Origin of the sequence: Modicisalibacter sp. MOD 31.J (assembly GCF_020147985.1) — a bacterium.
In the GTDB taxonomy this organism is placed as follows: domain Bacteria; phylum Pseudomonadota; class Gammaproteobacteria; order Pseudomonadales; family Halomonadaceae; genus Modicisalibacter; species Modicisalibacter coralii.
The window spans coordinates 562,383-583,687 of record NZ_JAGXFF010000004.1; the positions used below are offsets into that span (position 1 = coordinate 562,383).

Here is a 21,305-nt window from a genome sequence, read left to right on the forward strand (position 1 = left end):
CGCGGTGTACCATGATGAAACGAATTGTATAGAGGGAGAATCTAAGGCGATGCTGATATCCGACTCGATGCCGCTGCTGTGGTTGAGCTACGTGGCATTGTCGCTGGTCGTGCTGGTCACTGGCTACCTGGCGATCCGCTGGCTGCCCCGCCTGCCGCGTTTCGTGGTGACCGGACTGGTCGCCGGACTGATCTGGATGCCCTGCAGCTTCACGCTGCCGCTGCTGGACAAGGATGCCGCCTATCATGGCATGGCCCCGGCGGTGGTGGTAGCCGGGATCGCCGTGCTGCAGCACGATGGCGCGGCGCTGGCGTCGGCCGTCCCGCTGTTGATCCTGGGCATCGCGCTGGGCGGGGCCGCCGCCGCTGGGTTGGCGTTCTGGCTCGGCCGCCGGCAGGCGCAACGACACGACGACAGTGGCGATGATGGGGGCGGAACGGCGGCCTCGACGCGACGTCAGGAGCCGGTGATCGGCTGAGGAAACACCATGCAATGGTTGATGACGGCGGCGCTGGCACTGTCGTTGCTGGTCAACGCGACGGCCCGGGCGCAGGCGCCGGATACCGCCGACGTGCGCCTGGTCTTCGACGTCTCCGGCAGCATGAAGCAGAACGACCCCAACCGGCTGAGTGCCAGTGCACTGGAGTTGATCGTCACCCTGTTGCCCTCGGGCGCCCGTGGCGGCCTCTGGACCTTCGGCAGCGAGGTGGCCAACCCCTTGCCGCCGACGACGATCGATGATGCCTGGCGCCAGCGTGCGCTCTCGCTCAAGCCGGCCCTGCTCGACTATCAGCAGTATACCGACATCGAGCGGGCGGTCCGTCAGGCGGCCGATGCCCCGCCGACCGACGGCAAGCGGCACCTGATCCTGCTCACCGACGGCATGGTCGATACCCCGGGCGGGGCGGACAAGGCGGCGCGCGACGAGGCCTCGCGCAAGCGCCTGATCGACGAGCTCGCGCCGGTGCTGCATGACGACGACGTGGTGGTCCACACCATCGCCTTCTCGCCGAACGTCGATCTCGATCTGCTCGAGAACCTGGCCCAGAAGACGCAGGGGCTGACCGCCGTCGCCGAGGATCCCGAAGCGCTGCTGCGCGCCTTCCTCGATGTCTTCGACCGTATCTTCCCGCGCGACCAGGTGCCCCTGGAGGCGGGGAGCTTCCCCATCGACGAGCGGGTCGACGCCTTCTCGTCGCTGCTCTTCCATGGTCCGCAGGCCCCGCCGCTGGCGTTGATCGCCCCGGACGGCACGCGTTACACCGTCGATGACCATCCCGATGACGTCCGCTGGCAGCACCAGCCGCTGTTCGACATCATCCACATGCCGGCGCCCATCGCGGGGCAATGGCGTGTCGAGGGCGAGGTGGGGCCGGACAGCCGGATCAGCGTCGAGTCGCCGCTGGCCCTGCGCACCCGCGAGCTGCCGACCACCCTGTACCAGGGTTTCGAGACGCCCATCGAGGCCTGGCTGACCCGGCCCGATGGCGGGGTCGGCGAAGGCGAGGGCGGTTCGCCGGTCTCGCTGCGTGCCGAGCTGCGCGACATCGACGGCAGGGTTCGCCAGACGGTGCCGTTGACCGCCCAGGGCGATCATTACCGCGGCGTGCTGGCGCCGCCCGAACAGGCGGGCAATGCGCGCCTGGTGGTGGTCGCCGAGAATGACGACTTCATTCGCGAGCGGCGCCAGGCGGTCAACGTGCTGTCGCCGATCGCCGCCCGGGTCGTGGGTGACAACGCGCGGGTCGACCTGCACGCCGAGCATCCCCGGCTCGATGTCGACAATACCCAACTGACGGCGACCCTCCAGGGGCAGATGCTCGACGTCGTGCCACAGGGCGACAGGAATTGGCGGATCGATCTGCCCGATGTGGCCAGGGGCGTGGCGGTCCCGCTGACGGTCTGGGCGCGGGTCACGCTGGATGGCGAGACCCGCCGCTTTACGCTGCCCGAGGTGACGCTCAATCCCGGGGCGGCCACGTCGCTGCATGGCGTCAGTCTCGATCGGCCGGGCGGCCACATCGAGACGCTCGACGAGGAAGAGGAACAGCAGGCCGCTCCGCCATCCTCGTCGCTGGACCGGCTCGGCGACAGCGTCGACCAGTGGCTGGATGCGCTGCCGTCCGGGGTGCGGTCGTTGTGGCAGGCGGCCCCGCCACCGTTCAGGGACTACGTGGCCTCGCATCGCCACGATCCGCTGGCCTGGGCGTTGCTGATCGCGGGTCTGCTGGTGGCGATACTGTTGCCGGTGGGGCTGCGCCGGCGTCGCCATCGCCAGCGCGCCACCCGCCGGGAGGAGCCTCATGTGTGAGCTCTTGGGCATGAGTGCCAACGTGCCCACGGACATCTGCTTCAGCTTCGCGGGCTTCTTGCGTCGCGGCGGCGGCACCGGGCCGCATCGCGACGGCTGGGGGATCGCCTTCTACGAGCAGGGCGGCTATCGCGACTTTCGCGACCCCCATCCCTCGGTGGACTCGCCGATCGCCCGCCTGATTCGCGACTATCCGATCAAGTCCCATGTGGTGATCAGCCACATTCGGCAGGCCAATGTCGGCGCCATCGAGCTGGCCAATACCCACCCCTTCACCCGCGAGATGTGGGGGCGGCCCTGGTGCTACGCTCACAATGGCCAGCTGGGCGATTGGCAGGCCCTGCCGCTGTCGTTCTATCGCCCGGTGGGCAGCACCGACAGCGAGCACGCCTTCTGCTGGCTGCTCGGCGAGCTGCGACGTCGCTTCCCCGAGCCTCCGGCCTCGCCCGATGCGCTGTGGGCGACACTCCATGCCCTGTGCGAGCGGCTGCGCGGGCTGGGCGTGTTCAACCTGCTGCTCTCCGATGGCCGCCATCTGTTCGGTTACTGTTCCACCAAGCTGGCGCACATCACCCGGCGTGCTCCGTTCGGTCGTGCCCAGCTCAGCGATACCGAGCTGACCGTCGACTTCAACGAGCACACCACGCCGAACGACATCGTCTCGGTGATGGCCACCGAGCCGTTGACCGCCAACGAGGACTGGACGCGCATGGCGCCCGGCGACTTGCTGGTGTGGCGGGACGGTGAGATCGTGGCTCGCTATGCTGCGAAAGAGGCATCGGGGAAGGAGACAGTAAGTGAACGGTAGTTTCAATCGATCGTTTTACAGCGCGTGGTGCCTGCGCTAAGGTGGCAACGCGATCCCGGCCCGGGTTTTCGCCGCTCCCGATGAGTGAGCGGGGGACTGCCCGAGAGCCGCACAAAAAGACAGCGTATCGACCTCGTCGAGCGAACCTGCGGAGATCTTCATGAACCAGCACGCCAGCGATGCCATCCTCTCCGGCCCGCCTCTCGAGGGCCTCGACGAATACGCCTCGGTCACCGATGTCTTCGAGGCCTCGGTCGAACGCTTTGCCGACAAGCCGGCGTTCAGTTGCATGGGCCAGGTTCTCAGCTACCGGGACGTCGATCGGCTGTCGGCGGACTTCGCGGCCTGGCTGCAGACGCAGACCGACCTCGAACCCGGCGACCGCATCGCCATCCAGTTGCCCAACGTGCTGCAGTTCCCGGTGGCGGTATTCGGCGCGCTGCGTGCGGGGCTGGTGGTGGTCAATACCAACCCGCTCTACACCGAGCGTGAAATGCGTCACCAGTTCGCCGACTCCGGTGCCAAGGCGATCGTGATCCTCGCCAACATGGCGTCCAAGCTCGAGGCGGTTCTCGACAAGACCGAGATCCGCCACGTGCTGGTGACCGAGATGGGCGACCTGCACGGCTTCCCCAAACGGGAACTGATCAATTTTGTCGTGCGCCACGTCAAGAAGCTGGTGCCGCGCTATTCGCTGCCCGGGGCCCAGCGCTTTCGCCAGGCCCTGGCCGCCGGTCACAAGACCCGTTTTCAGCCGGTCGCGCGGGCTCCCGAGGATATCGCCGCATTGCAGTACACCGGCGGCACCACCGGCACCGCCAAGGGCACCATGCTCACCCACCGCAATCTGGTGGCCAACATGCTCCAGGCCCGCGCGGTGATCAGCGACGTACTGGGCGAGGGCTGCGAGACGGTGATCGCGCCGCTGCCCGTCTATCACATCTACACCTTCACGGTGAATTGCCTGTTCCTGATGGAAACCGGCAACCACAGCGTGCTGATTCCCAACCCGCGCGACATCGCCGGTTTCGTCAAGACGCTCAAGGCGCAGTCGTACACCGGCTTCGTGGGTCTGAACACGCTGTTCAACGCCTTGTGCAATCGCGACGACTTCCGGGCCCTCGACTTCTCGGCGCTCAAGCTGACCATCTCCGGCGGCATGGCGTTGACCAAGGCCACGGCCGAGCGCTGGGAGGCGGTCACCGGGTGCCCGATCACCGAGGGCTACGGCATGACCGAGACCTCGCCGGTGGTCTCCTTCAACCCGCCGGCGTCGCCACAACTGGGCACCATCGGCAAGCCGGTGCCGGGGACATCGGTCAAGGTCGTCGATACCGACGGCAACACCCTGGCGCTCGGCGAGCCCGGGGAGCTTTGCGTCAAGGGGCCGCAGGTGATGAAAGGCTACTGGAATCGCCCCGAGGACACCGCCGAGACGCTCGATGCCGACGGCTGGGTGCGCACCGGCGACATCGCCGTCTTCCAGGAGGACGGTTACATCCGCATCGTCGATCGCAAGAAGGACATGATCATCGTCTCGGGGTTCAACGTCTATCCCAACGAGATCGAGGACGTGGTCGCGGCCCACCCCGACGTGGCCGAGGTCGCGGCCGTGGGCATCCCCGACGACAACAGCGGCGAGGCGATCAAGCTGTTCGTGGTCGCGCGCAACGAGAGCCTGGATGCCGAGACACTGCGCGCGTGGTGCAAGCGCGAGCTCACCGCCTACAAGGTGCCCCGCTTCGTCGAGTTCCGCGACGAATTGCCCAAGACCAACGTGGGCAAGGTGCTGCGTCGCGAACTGCGCGATTCCTGAGAGCGACCGACGAGTTGGCCCCCGGCGGCCCCTAGGCGATACAATAGGGGGCTTGCCCGTTTCCGAGAATCCGGATCGTCGCACCGACGATCCGGCGGCATACCCCGGCATCGACACCTCGTCCACGGCGGTGGACGAGGTGTCTGCGTCGCCACGTGACGATGCCGCGTCGAGAGTGCCGGGCGGGCCGGCCGTCTGTTGAACTCAGCGAGGATGACTTGAGCGCTACCGCTTCGAAGCCCGATTCTCTCAAGGCGTTGGAAACCCGTCGCCGCCAGTTGCCGCACTGCATGTTGCGCGACGCCCACGATCAGGGCCGTCGCCTGGCCAAGCTGGCGGGTCGCGCCCGCGGCGGCAAGCCGATCGATCGTGCGCTGCGCGATGTCGATTCGCGCCTGGCCGCTTCCCGGGCGTTGCTGGAACGCCGCCGCCAGCTGCCGCTGACCCTCGACTACCCGCCGACGTTACCGGTGGCGGAGAAGCGGGAATCGATCCTCGCCGCGCTGCGCGAGCATCCGGTGGTGGTGGTGGCCGGCGAGACCGGGTCGGGCAAGACCACGCAGTTGCCCAAGCTGTGCCTGGAGCTCGGCCTGGGGCGGCGCGGGCTGATCGGCCACACCCAGCCGCGCCGGTTGGCGGCGCGCTCGGTGGCCGGTCGTCTGGCCGAGGAGATGGCGGTGCCGCTGGGCGAGCAGGTCGGCTATCAGGTGCGCTTCACCGATCACACCGCGGATACCACCCTGGTCAAGCTGATGACCGACGGCATCCTGCTCGCCGAGACCCAGCACGATCCGGACCTCGAGCGCTACGAGGCGATCATCATCGACGAGGCCCACGAGCGCAGCCTCAACATCGACTTCCTGCTCGGCTACCTCAAGCGGCTCACCGAGCGACGCCCCGATCTCAAGATCATCATCACCTCGGCGACCATCGACGTCGAGCGCTTCTCGCGGCACTTCGCCCGCGACGGCAAGCCGGCGCCGGTGGTCCAGGTGTCCGGGCGCACCTATCCGGTCGAGGTGCACTATCGCCCGCTGGTGCGCGAGACGGAGGACGAGGAGGATCGCACCCTGCAGGAGGGCATCCTGCATGCGGTCGAGGAGATCGAGGCGATCGAGCGCGAGAAACGCTGGTACAGCGGCCCGCGCGACGTGCTGATCTTCCTGCCCGGCGAGCGGGAGATCCGCGAGACCGCCGACACCCTGCGGCGTGCCGATCTCAAGGGTACCGAGATTCTGCCGCTCTACGCGCGGCTTTCCAACGCCGAACAGAACCGGGTCTTCCAGTCCCATGCCGGGCGACGCATCGTGCTCGCCACCAACGTCGCCGAGACCTCGCTGACCGTGCCCGGCATCCGTTATGTCATCGACCCGGGGCTGGTGCGCATCAGCCGTTACAGCTATCGCGCCAAGGTCCAGCGTCTGCCCATCGAGCCGGTCAGCCAGGCCAGCGCCGATCAGCGCAAGGGACGCTGCGGGCGCATCAGCGAGGGGGTGTGCCTGCGCCTCTACAGCGAGGAGGACTACCTGGCGCGCCCCGCCTATACCGAACCGGAGATCCAGCGCACCAATCTCGCCTCGGTGATCCTGTCGATGCTCTCGCTCAAGCTCGGCGATATCGAGGCCTTCCCGTTCGTCGACGCCCCCGACTCGCGCTTCGTGCGCGACGGTTTCCGGCTGTTGTTCGAGCTCGGCGCGGTGGATGCCGACAATCGCCTGACCCCACTGGGACGCCGTCTGGCACGGCTGCCGATCGATCCGCGTCTGGCGCGCATGGTGCTGGCGGGGGCCGAGCAGCAGTGCCTGCGCGACGTGCTGATCGTGGTCAGTGCGCTGGCCGTCCAGGACCCCCGGGACCGGCCCGCCGACAAGCGCCAGGCCGCCGACCAGAAACACCGCCAGTGGAACGACCCGGATTCCGACTTCGTCGCCTGGCTCAACCTGTGGCACGGCTTCGAGGCCGCCCGCGAGGAACTCTCCGGCAACCAGCTGCGTCGCTGGTGTCGCGAGCAGTACCTCAGCTACCTGCGCCTGCGCGAGTGGCACGACACCTTCCGCCAGTTGCGTCAATTGCTGCGCGACATGGACATCGTCGTGCCCGGTGCTACCCAGCTCACCCGACGCGACACCGACGGCGAGGCCCCGGCGCGCGAGGCGAGCCGCCAGGCCTACGCCTCGATCCACCAGGCGCTGCTCGCCGGGCTGCTGTCGAATCTCGGGCAACTGGTCGAGAATCGCGAATACCTCGGGGCGCGCAACCGCAAGTTCCTGATCCATCCCGGCTCGGGGCTGGCCAAGAAGTCACCCAAATGGGTGATGGCCGGCGAACTGGTCGAGACCTCGCGGCTGTTCGCCCGCGACGTCGCGCGTATCCAGCCGGAGTGGGTCGAGCCGCTGGCCGGCCATCTGGTCAAGCGCAGCTACAGCGAGCCGCACTGGGAGATGAAGCGCGCCCAGGTGGTGGCCTTCGAGCAGGTCACGCTGTTCGGCCTGCCGATCGTCGCCCGGCGCAAGGTGCATTACGGGCCCATCGCCCCGCGCGAATCCCGTGAACTGTTCATCCGCCGCGCGCTGGTCGAGGGCGAGTACCGCACCCAGGCGGCGTTCTTCGCGCACAATCGCGCGCTGATCGGCGAGGTCGAGGATCTGGAGGACAGGGCGCGCAAGCGTGATATTCTCGTCGACGAGGAAACGCTGTTCGATTTCTACGATCAGCGGCTCCCCGAGGACGTCGTCAACGGCAAGGGGTTCGAGCACTGGCGGCGCGAGGCGGAGCGTGACGACCCGGACGTGCTCAAGCTCGACAAGGCCGCGCTGATGGCCCGCGCGGCGGACGAGGTCAGCGAGGCGCAATATCCGGATACCCTGACGCTGGGCGGGGTGAGTTATCCGCTCGGCTATCATTTCGCGCCAGGCGCCGAGGACGATGGGGTGACCCTGACCGTACCCGCCGCGATGCTCTCGCAACTGCCGCGCCATCGCCTCGAGTGGCTGGTGCCGGGGCTGTTGCGCGAGAAGTGCATTGCCCTGCTCAAGTCGCTGCCCAAGTCGGTACGTCGCCAGGTGGTGCCGATCCCCGACTGGGTCGATGCCGCGCTGCAGACGCTGTCGCCGGACGACGTGCCGCTGACCGAGGCCCTCGGCGAGTTCCTGCGGGTCAAGACCGGGCTGCGCCTGACGCCCGACGACTGGCGGACCGATCCGCTCGAGCCCCATCTGCGGATGAACATTCGGGTCGTCGACCATGCCGGCCAGGAGCTCGGGCAGGGGCGCGATCTCGCCGCGCTGGAGGCACGCTTCGCCGAGGCAGCCACCGCCGGGGCGCGGGCGCTGGACAGTGCCGGCGACACCCGCGAAGCGGTGACGGCGCTGCCCGAGGCGCCGTTGCCCGAGTCGCGTACCACCACCCAGGCGGGCATCCGCGTCGAGGCCTACCCGGCGCTGGTCGAACGCGCCGGCGACGAACTGGCCGTGGAACTCTTCGATCACCCCGACAAGGCGCACGAGGCGCACCGTCAGGGCATCAAGCGTCTGGCGATCCGGCGTCTGTCCGATCCGGTCAAGCGGCTGCGCCAACTGGACGGCATCGAGCGCTGCGCGCTGCTCTTCGCCAAGGTCGGCAGCAAGCGACAACTCGTCGACGATCTGGTCGAGGCGGTCTTCCTGCACGAGATCGCCGCCGATCCCCTGCCGCGCTCCCGGGACGCCTTCGAGGCGCGCATCGCCGAGCGCCGGGGCGAGCTGGTACCCCGGGGCGAGGCGCTGGTCACCACGGTGCTCGCGGCGCTGGAAGGGCACCTGGCGGTGACCAAGGCGTTGAAAGGCCAGCTCAACCTGTCGCTGGCGCTGGTCTACAACGATCTCAAGGCGCAGATGCAGCGGCTCGTCCATCCCGGCTTCATCAGCGAGGCGGGGGGCTGGCTCGAGGAATACCCGCGTTACATGGAAGCCGCCGCGATCCGCCTCGAGAAGGCGCCTCGCGAGCGGATGCGCGACCAGATGCTGATGCAGGAGATTCAGGATTTCGAGACCCGGCTGGCCAATCGCCGCGACAGCGAACGGCGCAGCGGGCGCGAGGACCCGGCGTTGACCGAGTTCGGCTGGTGGATCGAGGAGTTGCGCGTTTCGTCGTTCGCCCAGCAACTGGGCACGCGGATGCCGGTCTCGGCCAAGCGGCTCGAGCGGCGCTGGGCCGAGATCACCGGACGCCGCCCGCAGTGAGCGGGCGCGATCACGGCGGGGGACACCGCCGGAGGAGACGACCATGACACGAGCCGTGATTACCGGCACCGGCCTTTATACACCGCCGCACGCCATCGACAACGCCACCCTGGTGGACGCTTTCAACACCTGGGTCGACGACGAGAACCGCCGTCATGCCGAGGCCATCGCCCGCGGCGAGCGGGAACCGCTGCTCCACTCGAGCAGCGAGTTCATCGTCAAGGCCTCGGGCATTCACAGTCGCTACGTGCTCGATGCGTCGGGCATTCTCGACCCCGAGCGGATGCGGCCACGTCTGCCGCAGCGCACCGACGACGAGCCGTCGATCCAGTGCGAGATGGGCCGCGCGGCGGCGCTCGAGGCACTGGATCGCGCCCGGGTCGCCCCCGCTGACGTGGATATGCTGATCGTCGCCTGTTCCAACCTCGAGCGGCCCTATCCGGCGGTCGCGGTGGAGCTGCAGGCGGCGCTGGGGACCCGCGGCTTCGCCTTCGACATGAACGTGGCCTGCAGCTCGGCGACCTTCGCCATCGAGATGGCCGCCAACGCGGTGCGCAGCGGCAGCGTCAAGCGCGCCCTGGTGGTCAACCCGGAGATCTGCTCGGCGCATCTGAACTTCCGCGATCGCGACAGTCATTTCATCTTCGGCGATGCCTGCACCGCGCTGCTCGTCGAGGACGAGGCGGTGGCCGTGGCGCCGTCGCGCTTCGCGATACTGGGCACGCGCCTGGTCACCCGCTATTCGAACGCCATTCGCAACAATGCCGGCTTTCTCAATCGGGTCACCGACAGCGATCCGCTGGCCGCCGACAAGCTGTTCGTCCAGGAGGGGCGACGGGTGTTCAAGGAGGTCTGTCCGCTGGTCGCCGACCTGATCAGCGCTCATCTGGCCTCGCTGGATCTCGACGGCGACGCGCTGTCGCGGCTGTGGCTGCATCAGGCCAATCGCCACATGAACGACCTGATCGCGCGTCGCGTGCTGGGCCGCGACCCGAGCCCGGCGCAGGCGCCGATCATCCTCGATCGCTATGCCAACACCAGTTCGGCCGGATCGATCATCGCCTTCCACCTGCATCACGACGACCTGCCGGATGCGGCGCTGGGGGTAGTGTGTTCCTTCGGAGCCGGATACAGTGCAGGCAGTGTGATCCTCCGTAAGCAAAGCGCACACAAGGTGAACGAATGAATCGATGGAGTAAGGGGGTGCTGGCAGCCGTGGCGGGGGTGACGCTCGCCGGCTGCGCCAGCCAGGGAACGGCGCCTGCCAACCCGCAGGACCCATGGGAAGGGTTCAACCGCAAGGTGTTCGCCTTCAACGACACGCTCGACCGCTATGCGATCAAGCCGGTGGCGCAGGGCTACGATTTCGTCACGCCGCAGCCCGTGCAGGATGGCGTCACCAACTTCTTCTCCAACCTCGGCGAGTTGCGGACCATCCTCAACAGCGGCCTGCAGTGGAAGTGGGGCAATGCCGGCGTCGCCACGGGGCGCTTTCTGATGAACACCACCCTGGGGCTGGGCGGTTTCCTCGATCCGGCCACCGGGGTGGGCCTGACCGAGCACGAGGAGGATTTCGGGCAGACCCTGGCCGTGTGGGGGGTCGCCGAGGGGCCCTACGTGGTACTGCCCGTGCTCGGCGGGCGCACGCTGCGCCACGCCGGCGGTCTGCCGGCGGACTGGTATGCCGATCCGGTGAGCCATGTCGAGGAGGACAGTACCCGTTACGGCATTCGCGCCCTCGACGTGGTCAACTACCGTGCCAGTGTGCTCGACCAGGAGAAGCTGATTCAGGGGGATCGCTACAGCTTCCTGCGCGATACCTATCTGCAGCGCCGCCGCTTCGAGATCAACGACGGCAAGACCGGCGAGGATCCGTTCGCCAATGATGATTTCGACTACGATGCCGGCGACTTCGCCCAGTGAGAGTCCACCTCCATGGACAAACCGCGCACTCTGATCGGCCTGCTCGATCTACCGGGTAGCTCGCGCGACGCGCTGGCCGAGACGCTCGGCAAGGGGCGCTTCGCGGTGGCCGCGGCCGAGCGTCTCGAGGACCTGCCGGACGGCGTCGAACTGATCGTCGCCCACGTCCGGGCCGTGCCGAGCCGGGAATGGCCGGCCTTGTCGCGTCGTGTGCCGACCGTGGTGGTCACCGAGTCGCGTCTCGACGAGGAACTGCTCCACGCCGTCGACTCGGGGCTGGTCGACTATCTGGTCGAACCGCTGCGCCACGGCGACGTGCTGCGCCGCCTGGTGGCGCGGGCCCTCGAGCACCAGCAACTGGCCGAGGAGCACGCCCGTGATCGGACGCGCCTGGCGGAGCTCAACGAGAACCTGGAAACCCATCTGGCGATGCTGCGTCTCGACCAGCAGGCCGGGGGGCATATCCAGCGCAAGCTGCTGCCGCCCGAGTCGCTGACCCTCAACGGGGTGCGCTGCGATTTCCGCCTGGTGCCATCGCTGTATTTGTCGGGGGATTTCCTCGATTTTCAGCGTTTCGATGCGCGTTACAGCGTGTTCTATTTTGCGGACGTGTCCGGGCACGGGGCCTCGTCGGCCTTCGTCACGGTGTTGCTCAAGTACCTGTGCAACCGCTGGCTGAACGACTGGGACGGCGATTCCCCGGAAACGCTGCCGGCGCGCTGGCTGGCGCGGCTCAATCGCGAACTGCTGGATACCGGCATCGGCAAGCACGCCACGCTGTTCGTCGGGGTGCTGGACGCCGCGACGCACCGGCTGCACTATTCGCTGGGCGCGCAGATGCCGATGCCGCTGTGCGATGACGGCCAGTCGCTCGAGGCGCTGGCGGGGGAGGGGATGCCGGTGGGGTTGTTTCCGGGCATCGACTACCCCAACTACTGTCTCGAGCTGCCGGCGAGCTTTCGGCTGTGGCTATGCTCCGACGGCGTGCTCGAGTGCCTGCCCGGCGAGACGCTGACCGCCAGGCTCGATGAACTCAAGCGACGCATCACGGCGAGCGGCGACATCCGGACGTTGCTCGCCGGCCTGGGCGTGGAGCGTGACGACGACACGCCACACGATCAGGAAGAACTTCCGGATGATCTGACCATCATGACGCTGAGCGGTTTCAACCATGGCAACCAATGACGGGCGACTCAAGGCGGCCTTCGAGGCCGGCGTGTTCGTGCTCAAGTTGTGCGGCGACGTTCGTCTGACCCTGTGCGCGACGCTCGACAACGAGGCGCAGCGGCTTGCCGACATGCCGGGGCTGACCTCGGTGATCGTGGACCTGCGCGAGGCGACCAACGTCGACTCCACGGCGCTGGGCTTTCTGGCCAAGGTCGCGCTGGCGGTGAAAGGGCGCCTGAGCCATCCGCCGACCATCGTCGTCGATCATCCCGACGTGCGGCGCATGCTCGACGTGATGGGCTTCTCGCGTTATTTCACGCTGGTCCAGGCGCCGATCGCCGAGCCCGGCGGGCTCGACGAGCTGCCTGCGGTCCAGGCCGACGAGGGCGACCTGCAGGAGCGTATCCTCGAGGCGCATCGCATCCTGATGCACATGAACGAGCACAATCGCGAGGAGTTCAAGCCGCTGGTCGAACTGCTCGAGGCGCAGCAGCAGAATTCCCCCATCGACTGAGCGGTCGGCCGGCGCCAGCGTTGGCCGGTCTGGCTCTCGGCGTCTCGCAGCCGCGCTGTTTCAGGCGAGCGCCGGTTGTCCCGCGTTGTCGCGCTGCGTCGCTGCCGGGCCGGTGGATGCCGGCGCGCGGAGCGCTGTCGGTGCCTCGGGCTCGGCAGAGGCGGCGTCCGGGTCGGTATCGGCGGCCGGGATGGCGGCGGGTGTGCCGATGTCGACACGGAAGCGGGCCACGCCGTCGCGCAACTGGTCCGCATCGCGCTGCAGGGTCCGGGCGATCTCGCTGGCTTGCTGGGCACGGCGGCGATTGCCCTGGGTGACGCCTTCCATCTCGCCGACCGCGGTGTTGACCTGCTCGAGGCCGCGGCTCTGTTGATGGGAGGCATTGGCGATCTCGCTGACGAGGTCGCTGACCTGACCGATGGCCTCGACGATCTCCTGCATGTTGCGACCGGCTCGTCCGGCGAGGCGTACCCCGGCTTCGACCCGTTGATCGGCATCGTCGATCAGTTCACGAACCTGGCGGGCGGCGGTTGCCGAGCGTCCCGCGAGATTGCGGACCTCGCCGGCGACCACCGCGAAGCCGCGCCCCTGTGAGCCGGCCCGGGCCGCTTCCACCGAGGCGTTGAGGGCCAGGATGTTGGTCTGAAAGGCGATGTTGTCGATCAGCGCGACGATCTCGCCGACCTGACGGGAGCCCTCTTCGATGCCGCGCATGGTGACGGTCATCTCGTCCATGACCTGCCCCCCGTCGCCCGCCCGGTCCGCCGTGCTGGCGGCCAGATCGCTGGCGCGGTTGGCATTGTCGGCGTTGTGGGCGACGGTGGTGGTCAGTTGATCGAGGCTTGCCGCGGTCTCTTCCAGGGAGGCGGCCTGACGTTCGGTGTCGTCGGAGAGCTCGGCATTACCTTGGGCGAGTTCGCGGACCCGCTCATGGACCGCTTCGCCGCTGTTGCGCACCCCGCTGACCGTCGACGCCAGGTGGTAGCGCAGTTCCTCGAGCCCCAGGAAAAGCCGGCCGATCTCGTTGGAGCCGCGTGTCTCGACGGGATGGGACAGGTCGCCGTCGCGCATTCGCGTGAAGTGGGCCAGCAGATCGCGCAGCGGCCCGGTGACATGGCGCGCCATCCAGCGCAGCATCAGACCGCCCAGCACCAGGCTGACGAGCAGGCCGCCGGCGATGGCGATGTCGAGCAGCACGCTCATGGCGTTGAAGGTCTCGACCAGGGCCGCGCCACGCTGGCGCGAGGTCATGAAGAAGTCATCGGCGCTGGCCATGAAGGTGTCGCTCATCTTGCTGACCCGCGAGCGGCCCGATTGATAGCCCTCGACGTCGCCATCCTCGAGGCTCATCAACTGCAGGGAGAGGCCGGTGTTGAGCAGCGACTGGAAACGCTCGGCGAGTGCCTCGGCCGCCTCGACCTGGCCGGGCTGCGGGGGGATGGCCTGAAAACGTTCGAAGGCCTGGCTGGCCTGGGCGAGCAGGGTCTTGGCTTGCTCGATGACCGGACCGGGTCGATCGAAGGAGGGCTTGGCAAGCAGGGCGGCGGCACGATCCATCGCCACCCGGGCGCGCAGCATGTCGATGTAGGCCCGATCCAGGGCGGAGGATTGTTCGACGTGGATCTGATCGAGGGTGCCGAAGGTCTGGCGACTGAAATGGTTGGCATACAGACCCAGAGCGCCGACGCTCAGCACCATGAGGCAGAAGACGGCCAGCACGGCAATCCAGGTCATGCGGACGGACAGGTTGTCGAAGGTTTTCATGAAGGACCCCTGCGATGGTTCGAATTCTTTTCATGCCGGCCTGGAGGCGGCATCGGGGTCGGTTCTAGCAGGGGCATGTTGCAGTTTGGCTAAGGAAGCGCTGAACAAATAGGCGAACGGGATGAAGCGCAAGGCGTCCGGAGCACAGGAACCGCAGCATATGGGGTATATGTGAGGATTCCGACCGGGCTGGCGTTCCGGCACCGCGCAACGCGGCGATTCGTCGGGGACGCCGAGTTCGTGCAGGTATTTGTGCAGTGTTTCCCTAATGGGCGGTATCGCCCGGGCAATCGCCCGGGCCTGCTATGATGGTCGCCCGACCCGATCGTTCATTGATGTAAGGAAACTCATGTCGCCGATCACTCCTCGACGGATCGCTCTGCTGGTGGCGGCCAATACGGCCATCGCGCCGCTGGCGATCGATGCCTATCTTCCCGCCATTCCGGCGCTGGCCAGGACCGTCGACGCCAGCGTGCACCTGACCGAGCTGTCGGTGAGCCTGTTCCTGTTCGGCTTCGCCCTCGGCCAACTGATCTTCGGGCCGTTGTCGGACCGTCTCGGGCGTCGCCCGGTGCTGCTCGGCGGGGTGTCGGTGTTTCTGCTGACCAGTCTGGCGATCACCCAGGTGGAGTCGCTGGAGATGCTCTGGGCGTTGCGTTTCCTGCAGGCACTGGGCGGCGGGGCCTCGGTGGTCAATTCGGCGGCGATCGTGCGTGACTGCTTCAGCGGGCGCGAGGCGGCCAAGGTCCTGTCGACGATGGTGATGATCCTGATGCTGGCACCCCTGGTGGCCCCGGCACTGGGCAGCGTGCTGCTCTATCTGGCGGACTGGTGGCTGATCTTCGCCTTCCTCGCCGGCTATGCGGGCTTCGTGATGTGGCTGCTGCACCGTTATCTGCCCGAGACCCACGGCCGCGATCCGGACGCGCCGAACTTCGTGCAGGTGCTCGGCAACTATCGCAGCGTCCTCGCCCATCGCGAGGCGATGGGCTACATCTGTGCGGTGTCGATGTCCTTCGCCGGGATGTTCGCCTTCATCACCGGATCGCCGTTCCTCTACATGGAGTATTTCGACCTGTCGCCGGCGGCCTATCCCTTCGTGTTCGGCGCCAACATCGTGGTGATGTCGGCCTCCAATCGCGTCAATATCCGCCTGCTGCGCTATTTCACGCCGCAGAACAATCTGCTCTGGGGCCTGGCGATCCAGCTGACCATGGGGCTCGTGCTGCTGGCGGTCTTCGCCCTGGGCTGGGATTCGCTGTACACGGTGGTCCCGCTGCTGGTGGTGTTCGTCGGCATGCAGGGGCTGATCGGTCCCAACGCCATGTCGTCGATGCTCGATCACTTCCCGCACATGAGCGCCACGGCGACCGCCATGCAGGGCAGCATCCAGTTCTCCTGCGGGGCGCTGGCCGGGGTGCTGGTCGGGGGCTTCCAGATTCCCAGTGCCTGGCCCATGGTGCTGACCATGGTCGGTGCCGCGGTGATCGGCAACGTCGGGGTTCGTCTGCTGTCGGGGCCCGCCCTGCGCCAGGCATCGGCAGCGGCCTGACTCGCAACTGACACGGAAGCGACATATTGCCCGACTAATCTTTACCTCGCTCAAGCTCAGTCCGCCCCGATGGGGCGGGCCCATCGAACAAGCGAGGAGAAGTCCCATGTTGAAGCGTGTCGCAGCCACACTGCTCACCGGCTCACTGGTCCTGGGGGCGCATGTCGCCAGCGCGGCGGAGAGCATTACCGGCGCCGGCGCCACCTTTCCCTATCCCGTCTATTCCCAGTGGGCGGACACCTATCAGGACAAGACCGGGGTCGGCCTGAACTACCAGGCGATCGGTTCCGGGGGCGGCATCAAGCAGATCGTCGCCAAGACCGTGACCTTCGGTGCCAGCGATGCGCCGCTCAAGCCCGAAGAGCTCGAGCAGCATGGCCTGATGCAGTGGCCCATGGTGATGGGTGGCGTGGTGCCGGTCGTGCACATCGACGGGATCTCCCAGGGCCAGCTCAAGCTGGACGGCAAGACCCTGGCCGACATCTATCAGGGCAAGATCACCCGCTGGAACGACGCCGAGATCGCCAAGCTCAACCCGGACCTCGAGCTGCCCGATGCCGCCATCACCCCGGTCTACCGCGCCGAGGGCTCGGGCACCAACTTCCTGTTCACGCATTATCTGGCCCAGGTCAGCGACGATTTCGCCAACAGCATCGGTGAAGGCAAGTCCGTGGCCTGGCCCGCCGGGGTGGGCGCCAAGGCCAACGCCGGTGTCGCCAACCAGGTCGCCAGCACCGGCGGGGCGATCGGTTACGTCGAGTTCGCCTATGCCCAGCAGAACGACCTCAACTACGTGACCATGCAGAACCAGGCCGGCGACTACGTCGAGCCGAGCATCGAGAGCTTCAAGGCCGCCGCCGCCAACGCCGACTGGAAGAACGCCCCCGGCTTCTACCTGGTGCTGACCAACCAGCCCGGCGAGAAGAGCTGGCCGATCACCGGGGCCTCTTTCATCCTCATGCACAAGCAGGTTCAGGACGCCAAGGCCGCCAAGCAAGCCCTGACGTTCTTCGACTGGGCCTACCGGAACGGCAACGCCGCCGCCGAGAAACTCGACTACGTGCCGATGCCCAAGAACGTCGCCGCGATGGTCGAGGACAAGTGGCGTCAGATCGAAGGCCCCGACGGCAAGAAGGTCTGGACGCAGCAGTAACCGGACGCCAGCGCCGACCGGCTGCGGGCCATCGCCCGCAGTCTTTCGTCGTCGGCAGCCTCTCCTCGGGCGGGGCGTCGTCCCCGCCGCTGCCAAGGGACTCGATGCTTTCCATGACCACGTCAACGACCTCCGATGCCCGGCACTTGCTGGGCGCGAGCGACAACGAGCTGAGCGCGCTGAAGCGCAACGGCTTCATCGACCGGCTTTTCGAGACCACCACCCGGCTGTTCGCGCTGTTCGTGCTGCTGCTGCTGGGCGCGATCCTGGCCTCGCTGGTGGTTTCCGGCTGGCCGGCGCTGCAGACCTTCGGCCTGGACTTCTTCACCATCGACCGCTGGGCGGCCAACATCGAGAAATTCGGTGCCCTGCCGGCGGTCTACGGCACCCTGATCACCTCGCTGATCGCGATCGTCATCGCCGTGCCGGTGTCGTTCGGCATCGCCATCTTCCTCACCGAGAAATGCCCGGTGATGCTGCGACGCCCGCTGGGCATCACCGTCGAGCTGCTCGCCGGGGTGCCCTCGATCATCTATGGCATGTGGGGCGTCGAGGTGCTGGCGCCGTTCCTGCAGAGTCATTTCCCCACGCTGTTTCCCGCCGGCACCGGCCTGGCGACGGCGGGGTTGATCCTGGCGGTGATGATCATCCCGTTCATCACCGCCATTACCCGTGACGTCATGGTCACGGTGCCGCCGATCATGCGCGAATCCGCCTATGGGCTGGGCTGTACCACCTGGGAAGTGGTGCGCAGCGTGATCTTTCCCTCGGTACGCGGCGGCCTGGTGGGCGGGGTGATCCTCGGCCTGGGCCGGGCGCTGGGCGAGACCATGGCGGTGACCTTCGTGATCGGCAACAACCTGTTCTTCCACGCCACCCTGACCGGGCAGGGCACCTCGATCGCCGCCCTGATCGCCAACCAGTTCCCGGAGGCGGATGGCATCCAGCGCTCGGCGCTGCTGGCGCTGGGACTGTTGCTGTTCGTGATCACCTTCATCGTGCTGGCAATCGCCCGCCTGATGCTCAACCGCTATGACCGCAAGTCGGCCTGAGGAGGCGCGCATGTATTCCGTCTATCAACGTCGACGCCTGATCAACCGCGTGATCATGGGCTTCTGCATCGCGGCGGCCGCTTTCGGTATCGCCTGGCTGCTGCTGATCCTCTGGTCGCTGGTGGTCAAGGGCGGCGCGGCGCTGTCGCTGTCGGTCTTCACCGAGCGCACCCAGATGAATGGCGGCGGGCTGGGCAACGCGATTCTCGGCAGCCTGATCATGACTGCGCTGGGCACGCTGTTCGGCTCGATCATCGGCGTGGCGGCGGGCACCTGGCTCGCCGAATACGGCGGCAAGTCGCGGCTGGCGAGTGTCATCCGCTTCATCAACGACGTGCTGCTGTCGGCGCCGTCGATCATCGTCGGGCTGTTCATCTATGCCGTGGTGGTCCTGCAGACCGGGCACTTCTCCGGCTGGGCGGGGGCGCTGTCGCTGACCGTGATCATCATCCCGGTGGTGATCCGCGCCACCGAGGACATGCTGCTGCTGGTGCCCAACACCCTGCGCGAGGCGGCCGCCGCCCTCGGGGCGCATCGCTGGTGGGTGGTGACGCGCGTCTGCTACGCCGGCGCCCGCGCCGGCATCGTCACCGGCATTCTGCTGGGCTGTGCGCGGATCAGCGGCGAGACGGCGCCGTTGCTGTTCACCTCGTTGAACTCCAATCAGTGGAACTTCTTCGATCTGAACAGCGAGATGCCCAACCTGCCCATGACGCTCTACCAGAACATGACCATCAATTCGTTCATCCCGCGGCAGGTCGAACTGGCCTGGGCGGGGGCGCTACTGCTCACGGTGGCGATCCTGCTGCTGAACATCGTCGCCCGTGTCGTCTCGCGCCAGCGCGGCTAGCCAATGCTCAAGAGGAGTTGCCCATGACCACCGCATCCGAAGGCCTGGTCCCCCGTTTCTCCCGTCCGGAGGCCTGGGATCAGGCCAGGCCGGCCGTCGCCGATGCCGAGGCGAAGCTCCGGGTCGAGGATCTGAATTTCTATTACGGCAGTTTCCAGGCGCTCAAGTCGATCAGCATGGACGTGCCCGCCAATCAGGTCACTGCCTTCATCGGGCCGTCCGGCTGCGGCAAGTCGACCTTGCTGCGCTGCTTCAACCGCATTCACGATCTCTATCCGGGGATGCGCAGCGAAGGCGCCATTCAGCTCGACGGTCAGAACATCAACGATGCCCGGGTCGATACCAACCTGCTGCGGGCGCGGATCGGCATGGTCTTCCAGAAGCCCACGCCGTTTCCGATGACGGTGCACGACAACATCGCCTTCGGTGTGCGCCTCTACGAGCGCCTCAACGAGCGCGACATGGAAAACCGTGTGCAGTGGGCCCTCGAGAAGGCGGCGCTGTGGGACGAGGTCAAGGACAAGCTTCACCAGAACGGCCAGGCGCTGTCGGGGGGCCAGCAGCAGCGCTTGTGCATCGCCCGGACCATCGCCGTGAAGCCCGAGGTGATCCTGCTCGACGAGCCGACGTCGGCGCTCGATCCGATCTCCACCGGCTACATCGAGGATCTGATCAACGAGCTGAAAGCGGATTACACCATCGTCATCGTCACCCACAACATGCAGCAGGCGGCCAGGGTCTCGGATGTCACCGCCTTCATGTACCTGGGCGAGCTGATCGAGTGCGACGAGACGCCGAAGATCTTCACTCAGCCCGGCGATAGCCGCACGGAGGACTACATTACCGGGCGCTACGGCTAAGGAAACGCTGTATAAATGCCTGCGCGAGCGAATCGCTTCGTTGCGTGGTACTCGAAAACTCGCCTAACTTCATGTTATGCCTCGTTTTCTGCGTTCCATGCGCCTCGCGCTTCATCCCGCTCGTCGATTTATTCAGCATTTCCCTAAGCGTCTCAGCACGCGGCCAGTGTGTGACCGGGAAGGGATTTCCGGTCCAACTCGCCACGCCTGTCGACTGTCACGAAGCTGTCATCTTTGTGCGGCATCTTGGGTTCCGCGAAGGTTGAACACTCTCATCGACAGGAGTTACCCGCATGAACCGCATCCTGAAGACCACCGCCGTTGCCGCCGCCGTGATGGGCGTGGTCGGTGTCGCCCAGGCCCGCGAGCAGCTGCGCATCGTCGGCTCGAGCACGGTCTACCCGTTTGCCAGCTATGTCGTGGAAGAGTTCGGTGCGACCACCGACTATCCGACGCCGGTCATCGAATCCACGGGCTCCGGCGGCGGCCTGAAGCTGTTCTGTGCCGGTGTCGGTGACGATACCCCGGACATCACCAACGCCTCGCGTCGCATGAAGACGTCCGAGTTCGAACGCTGCGAGAAGAACGGTGTCACCGACATCACCGAGGCGACGATCGGCTACGACGGGATCGCCTTCGCCGAATCGAGCAGCAACGAGCCGATCGATCTGAGCCGCGAGCAGATCTTCCTGGCGCTGGCCGCCAAGGTGCCGCAGGACGGCAAGCTGGTCGACAACCCCTACAAGAAGTGGAGCGACATCGATTCGTCGCTGCCCGATCGCGAGATCTCCGTCTACGGGCCGCCCACCACCTCCGGTACCCGTGACGCCTTCGAGGAGCTGGTGATGGAAGCCGCCTCCGAAGACATGAAGGCCTATGGCGGCGAAGCCTACACCGACATCCGCTCGGATGGCGCCTACATCGACGCCGGCGAGAACGACAACCTGATCGTTCAGCGTCTGGCCGAGGACACCGACGCCTTCGGCATCTTCGGGTATTCCTACCTGGAAGAGAATTCCGACACCCTGATCGGTGCCAGCATCGATGGCGTCGAGCCCACGCCCGAGGCGATCAGCTCCGGCGAGTACCCGGTGTCACGCTCGCTGTTCTTCTACGTCAAGAACCAGCACGCCGACAGCGTGCCGGCGATGTACGAGTACGCCAACCTGTTCATGACCGAGAAGATGATCGGTCCGATGGGTTACCTGAAGGGCCTGGGTCTGATCCCGCTGCCGGACGACATGCGCCAGGCACAGCGCCAGCAGGTCGAGAACCACGACAAACTCGAACTGGCCGACCTCAAGTAAGCTGCGTC

General features: G+C 66.7%; 16 protein-coding genes. 15 read left to right on the forward strand and 1 reads right to left on the reverse strand.

The features are described 5' to 3' along the window. Nucleotides 1–49: 49 nt before the first annotated feature. The 9 genes from KGR00_RS16545 to KGR00_RS16585 all read left to right on the forward strand — a co-directional run bounded on the left by KGR00_RS16545 (nt 50) and on the right by KGR00_RS16585 (nt 12,759). Nucleotides 50–478 (forward strand): hypothetical protein, encoded by a 429-nt coding sequence (locus KGR00_RS16545; protein WP_224419708.1) that lies wholly within the window; start codon nt 50–52, stop codon nt 476–478. Nucleotides 479–487: 9 nt separating this feature from the next. Next, nucleotides 488–2,311 (forward strand): vWA domain-containing protein, encoded by a 1,824-nt coding sequence (locus KGR00_RS16550; protein ID WP_224419709.1) that lies wholly within the window; start codon nt 488–490, stop codon nt 2,309–2,311. Continuing rightward, nucleotides 2,304–3,119 carry a class II glutamine amidotransferase gene (locus tag KGR00_RS16555; RefSeq protein ID WP_129138683.1) on the forward strand — a complete coding sequence of 272 codons (816 nt, stop codon included), beginning with the start codon at nt 2,304–2,306 and terminating at the stop codon, nt 3,117–3,119. The genes KGR00_RS16550 and KGR00_RS16555 overlap by 8 nt, the downstream gene beginning before the upstream one ends. Before the next feature lie 160 nt (nt 3,120–3,279). Then, nucleotides 3,280–4,935 carry an AMP-binding protein gene (locus KGR00_RS16560; RefSeq protein ID WP_129138682.1) on the forward strand — a complete coding sequence of 552 codons (1,656 nt, stop codon included), beginning with the start codon at nt 3,280–3,282 and terminating at the stop codon, nt 4,933–4,935. 161 nt (nt 4,936–5,096) lie between these two features. After that, a complete protein-coding gene (hrpA, locus tag KGR00_RS16565) occupies nt 5,097–9,155 on the forward strand; it encodes an ATP-dependent RNA helicase HrpA (protein ID WP_224419895.1) in 4,059 nt (1,352 codons plus the stop codon). Between the two features lie 43 nt (nt 9,156–9,198). Continuing rightward, nucleotides 9,199–10,341, forward strand: coding sequence for a beta-ketoacyl-ACP synthase III (locus tag KGR00_RS16570; protein WP_224419710.1), 1,143 nt, complete (start codon nt 9,199–9,201; stop codon nt 10,339–10,341). Continuing rightward, complete coding sequence (locus KGR00_RS16575) at nt 10,338–11,078, forward strand: VacJ family lipoprotein (RefSeq protein WP_224419711.1); 741 nt, start codon at nt 10,338–10,340, stop codon at nt 11,076–11,078. Before KGR00_RS16570 ends, KGR00_RS16575 begins: the two co-directional genes overlap by 4 nt. Nucleotides 11,079–11,090: 12 nt before the next feature. Further along, on the forward strand, nt 11,091–12,263 hold the full coding sequence (locus KGR00_RS16580) for a SpoIIE family protein phosphatase (protein WP_224419712.1): 1,173 nt from the start codon (nt 11,091–11,093) through the stop codon (nt 12,261–12,263). Continuing rightward, nucleotides 12,250–12,759, forward strand: a complete 510-nt coding sequence (locus KGR00_RS16585) for an STAS domain-containing protein (protein WP_129138678.1) — start codon at nt 12,250–12,252, stop codon at nt 12,757–12,759. The genes KGR00_RS16580 and KGR00_RS16585 overlap by 14 nt, the downstream gene beginning before the upstream one ends. A gap of 60 nt (nt 12,760–12,819) precedes the next feature. Here KGR00_RS16585 and KGR00_RS16590 read toward each other — a convergent pair whose 3' ends face one another. After that, nucleotides 12,820–14,523, reverse strand: a complete 1,704-nt coding sequence (locus KGR00_RS16590) for a methyl-accepting chemotaxis protein (protein WP_224419713.1) — start codon at nt 14,521–14,523, stop codon at nt 12,820–12,822. Nucleotides 14,524–14,872: 349 nt separating this feature from the next. Between KGR00_RS16590 and KGR00_RS16595 the strand changes: the two genes are divergently transcribed. The 6 genes from KGR00_RS16595 (at nt 14,873) to KGR00_RS16620 (ending at nt 21,297) form a co-directional block, all read left to right on the forward strand. Next, nucleotides 14,873–16,075, forward strand: coding sequence for a Bcr/CflA family multidrug efflux MFS transporter (locus tag KGR00_RS16595; RefSeq protein ID WP_224419714.1), 1,203 nt, complete (start codon nt 14,873–14,875; stop codon nt 16,073–16,075). Nucleotides 16,076–16,181: 106 nt separating this feature from the next. Then, nucleotides 16,182–17,228 carry a phosphate ABC transporter substrate-binding protein PstS gene (gene pstS, locus KGR00_RS16600; RefSeq protein WP_224419715.1) on the forward strand — a complete coding sequence of 349 codons (1,047 nt, stop codon included), beginning with the start codon at nt 16,182–16,184 and terminating at the stop codon, nt 17,226–17,228. A 113-nt stretch (nt 17,229–17,341) separates the two neighbouring features. Further along, complete coding sequence (gene pstC, locus KGR00_RS16605; RefSeq protein ID WP_129138674.1) at nt 17,342–18,280, forward strand: phosphate ABC transporter permease subunit PstC; 939 nt, start codon at nt 17,342–17,344, stop codon at nt 18,278–18,280. A 10-nt stretch (nt 18,281–18,290) separates the two neighbouring features. After that, entirely contained in the window at nt 18,291–19,130 is an 840-nt protein-coding gene (pstA, locus tag KGR00_RS16610) for a phosphate ABC transporter permease PstA (RefSeq protein ID WP_224419716.1), read from the forward strand. A gap of 23 nt (nt 19,131–19,153) precedes the next feature. Continuing rightward, nucleotides 19,154–19,990 (forward strand): phosphate ABC transporter ATP-binding protein PstB, encoded by an 837-nt coding sequence (gene pstB / locus KGR00_RS16615; protein WP_129138672.1) that lies wholly within the window; start codon nt 19,154–19,156, stop codon nt 19,988–19,990. 293 nt (nt 19,991–20,283) lie between these two features. Continuing rightward, a complete protein-coding gene (locus tag KGR00_RS16620; protein WP_129138671.1) occupies nt 20,284–21,297 on the forward strand; it encodes a PstS family phosphate ABC transporter substrate-binding protein in 1,014 nt (337 codons plus the stop codon). The last annotated feature ends 8 nt before the right edge of the window (nt 21,298–21,305 follow it).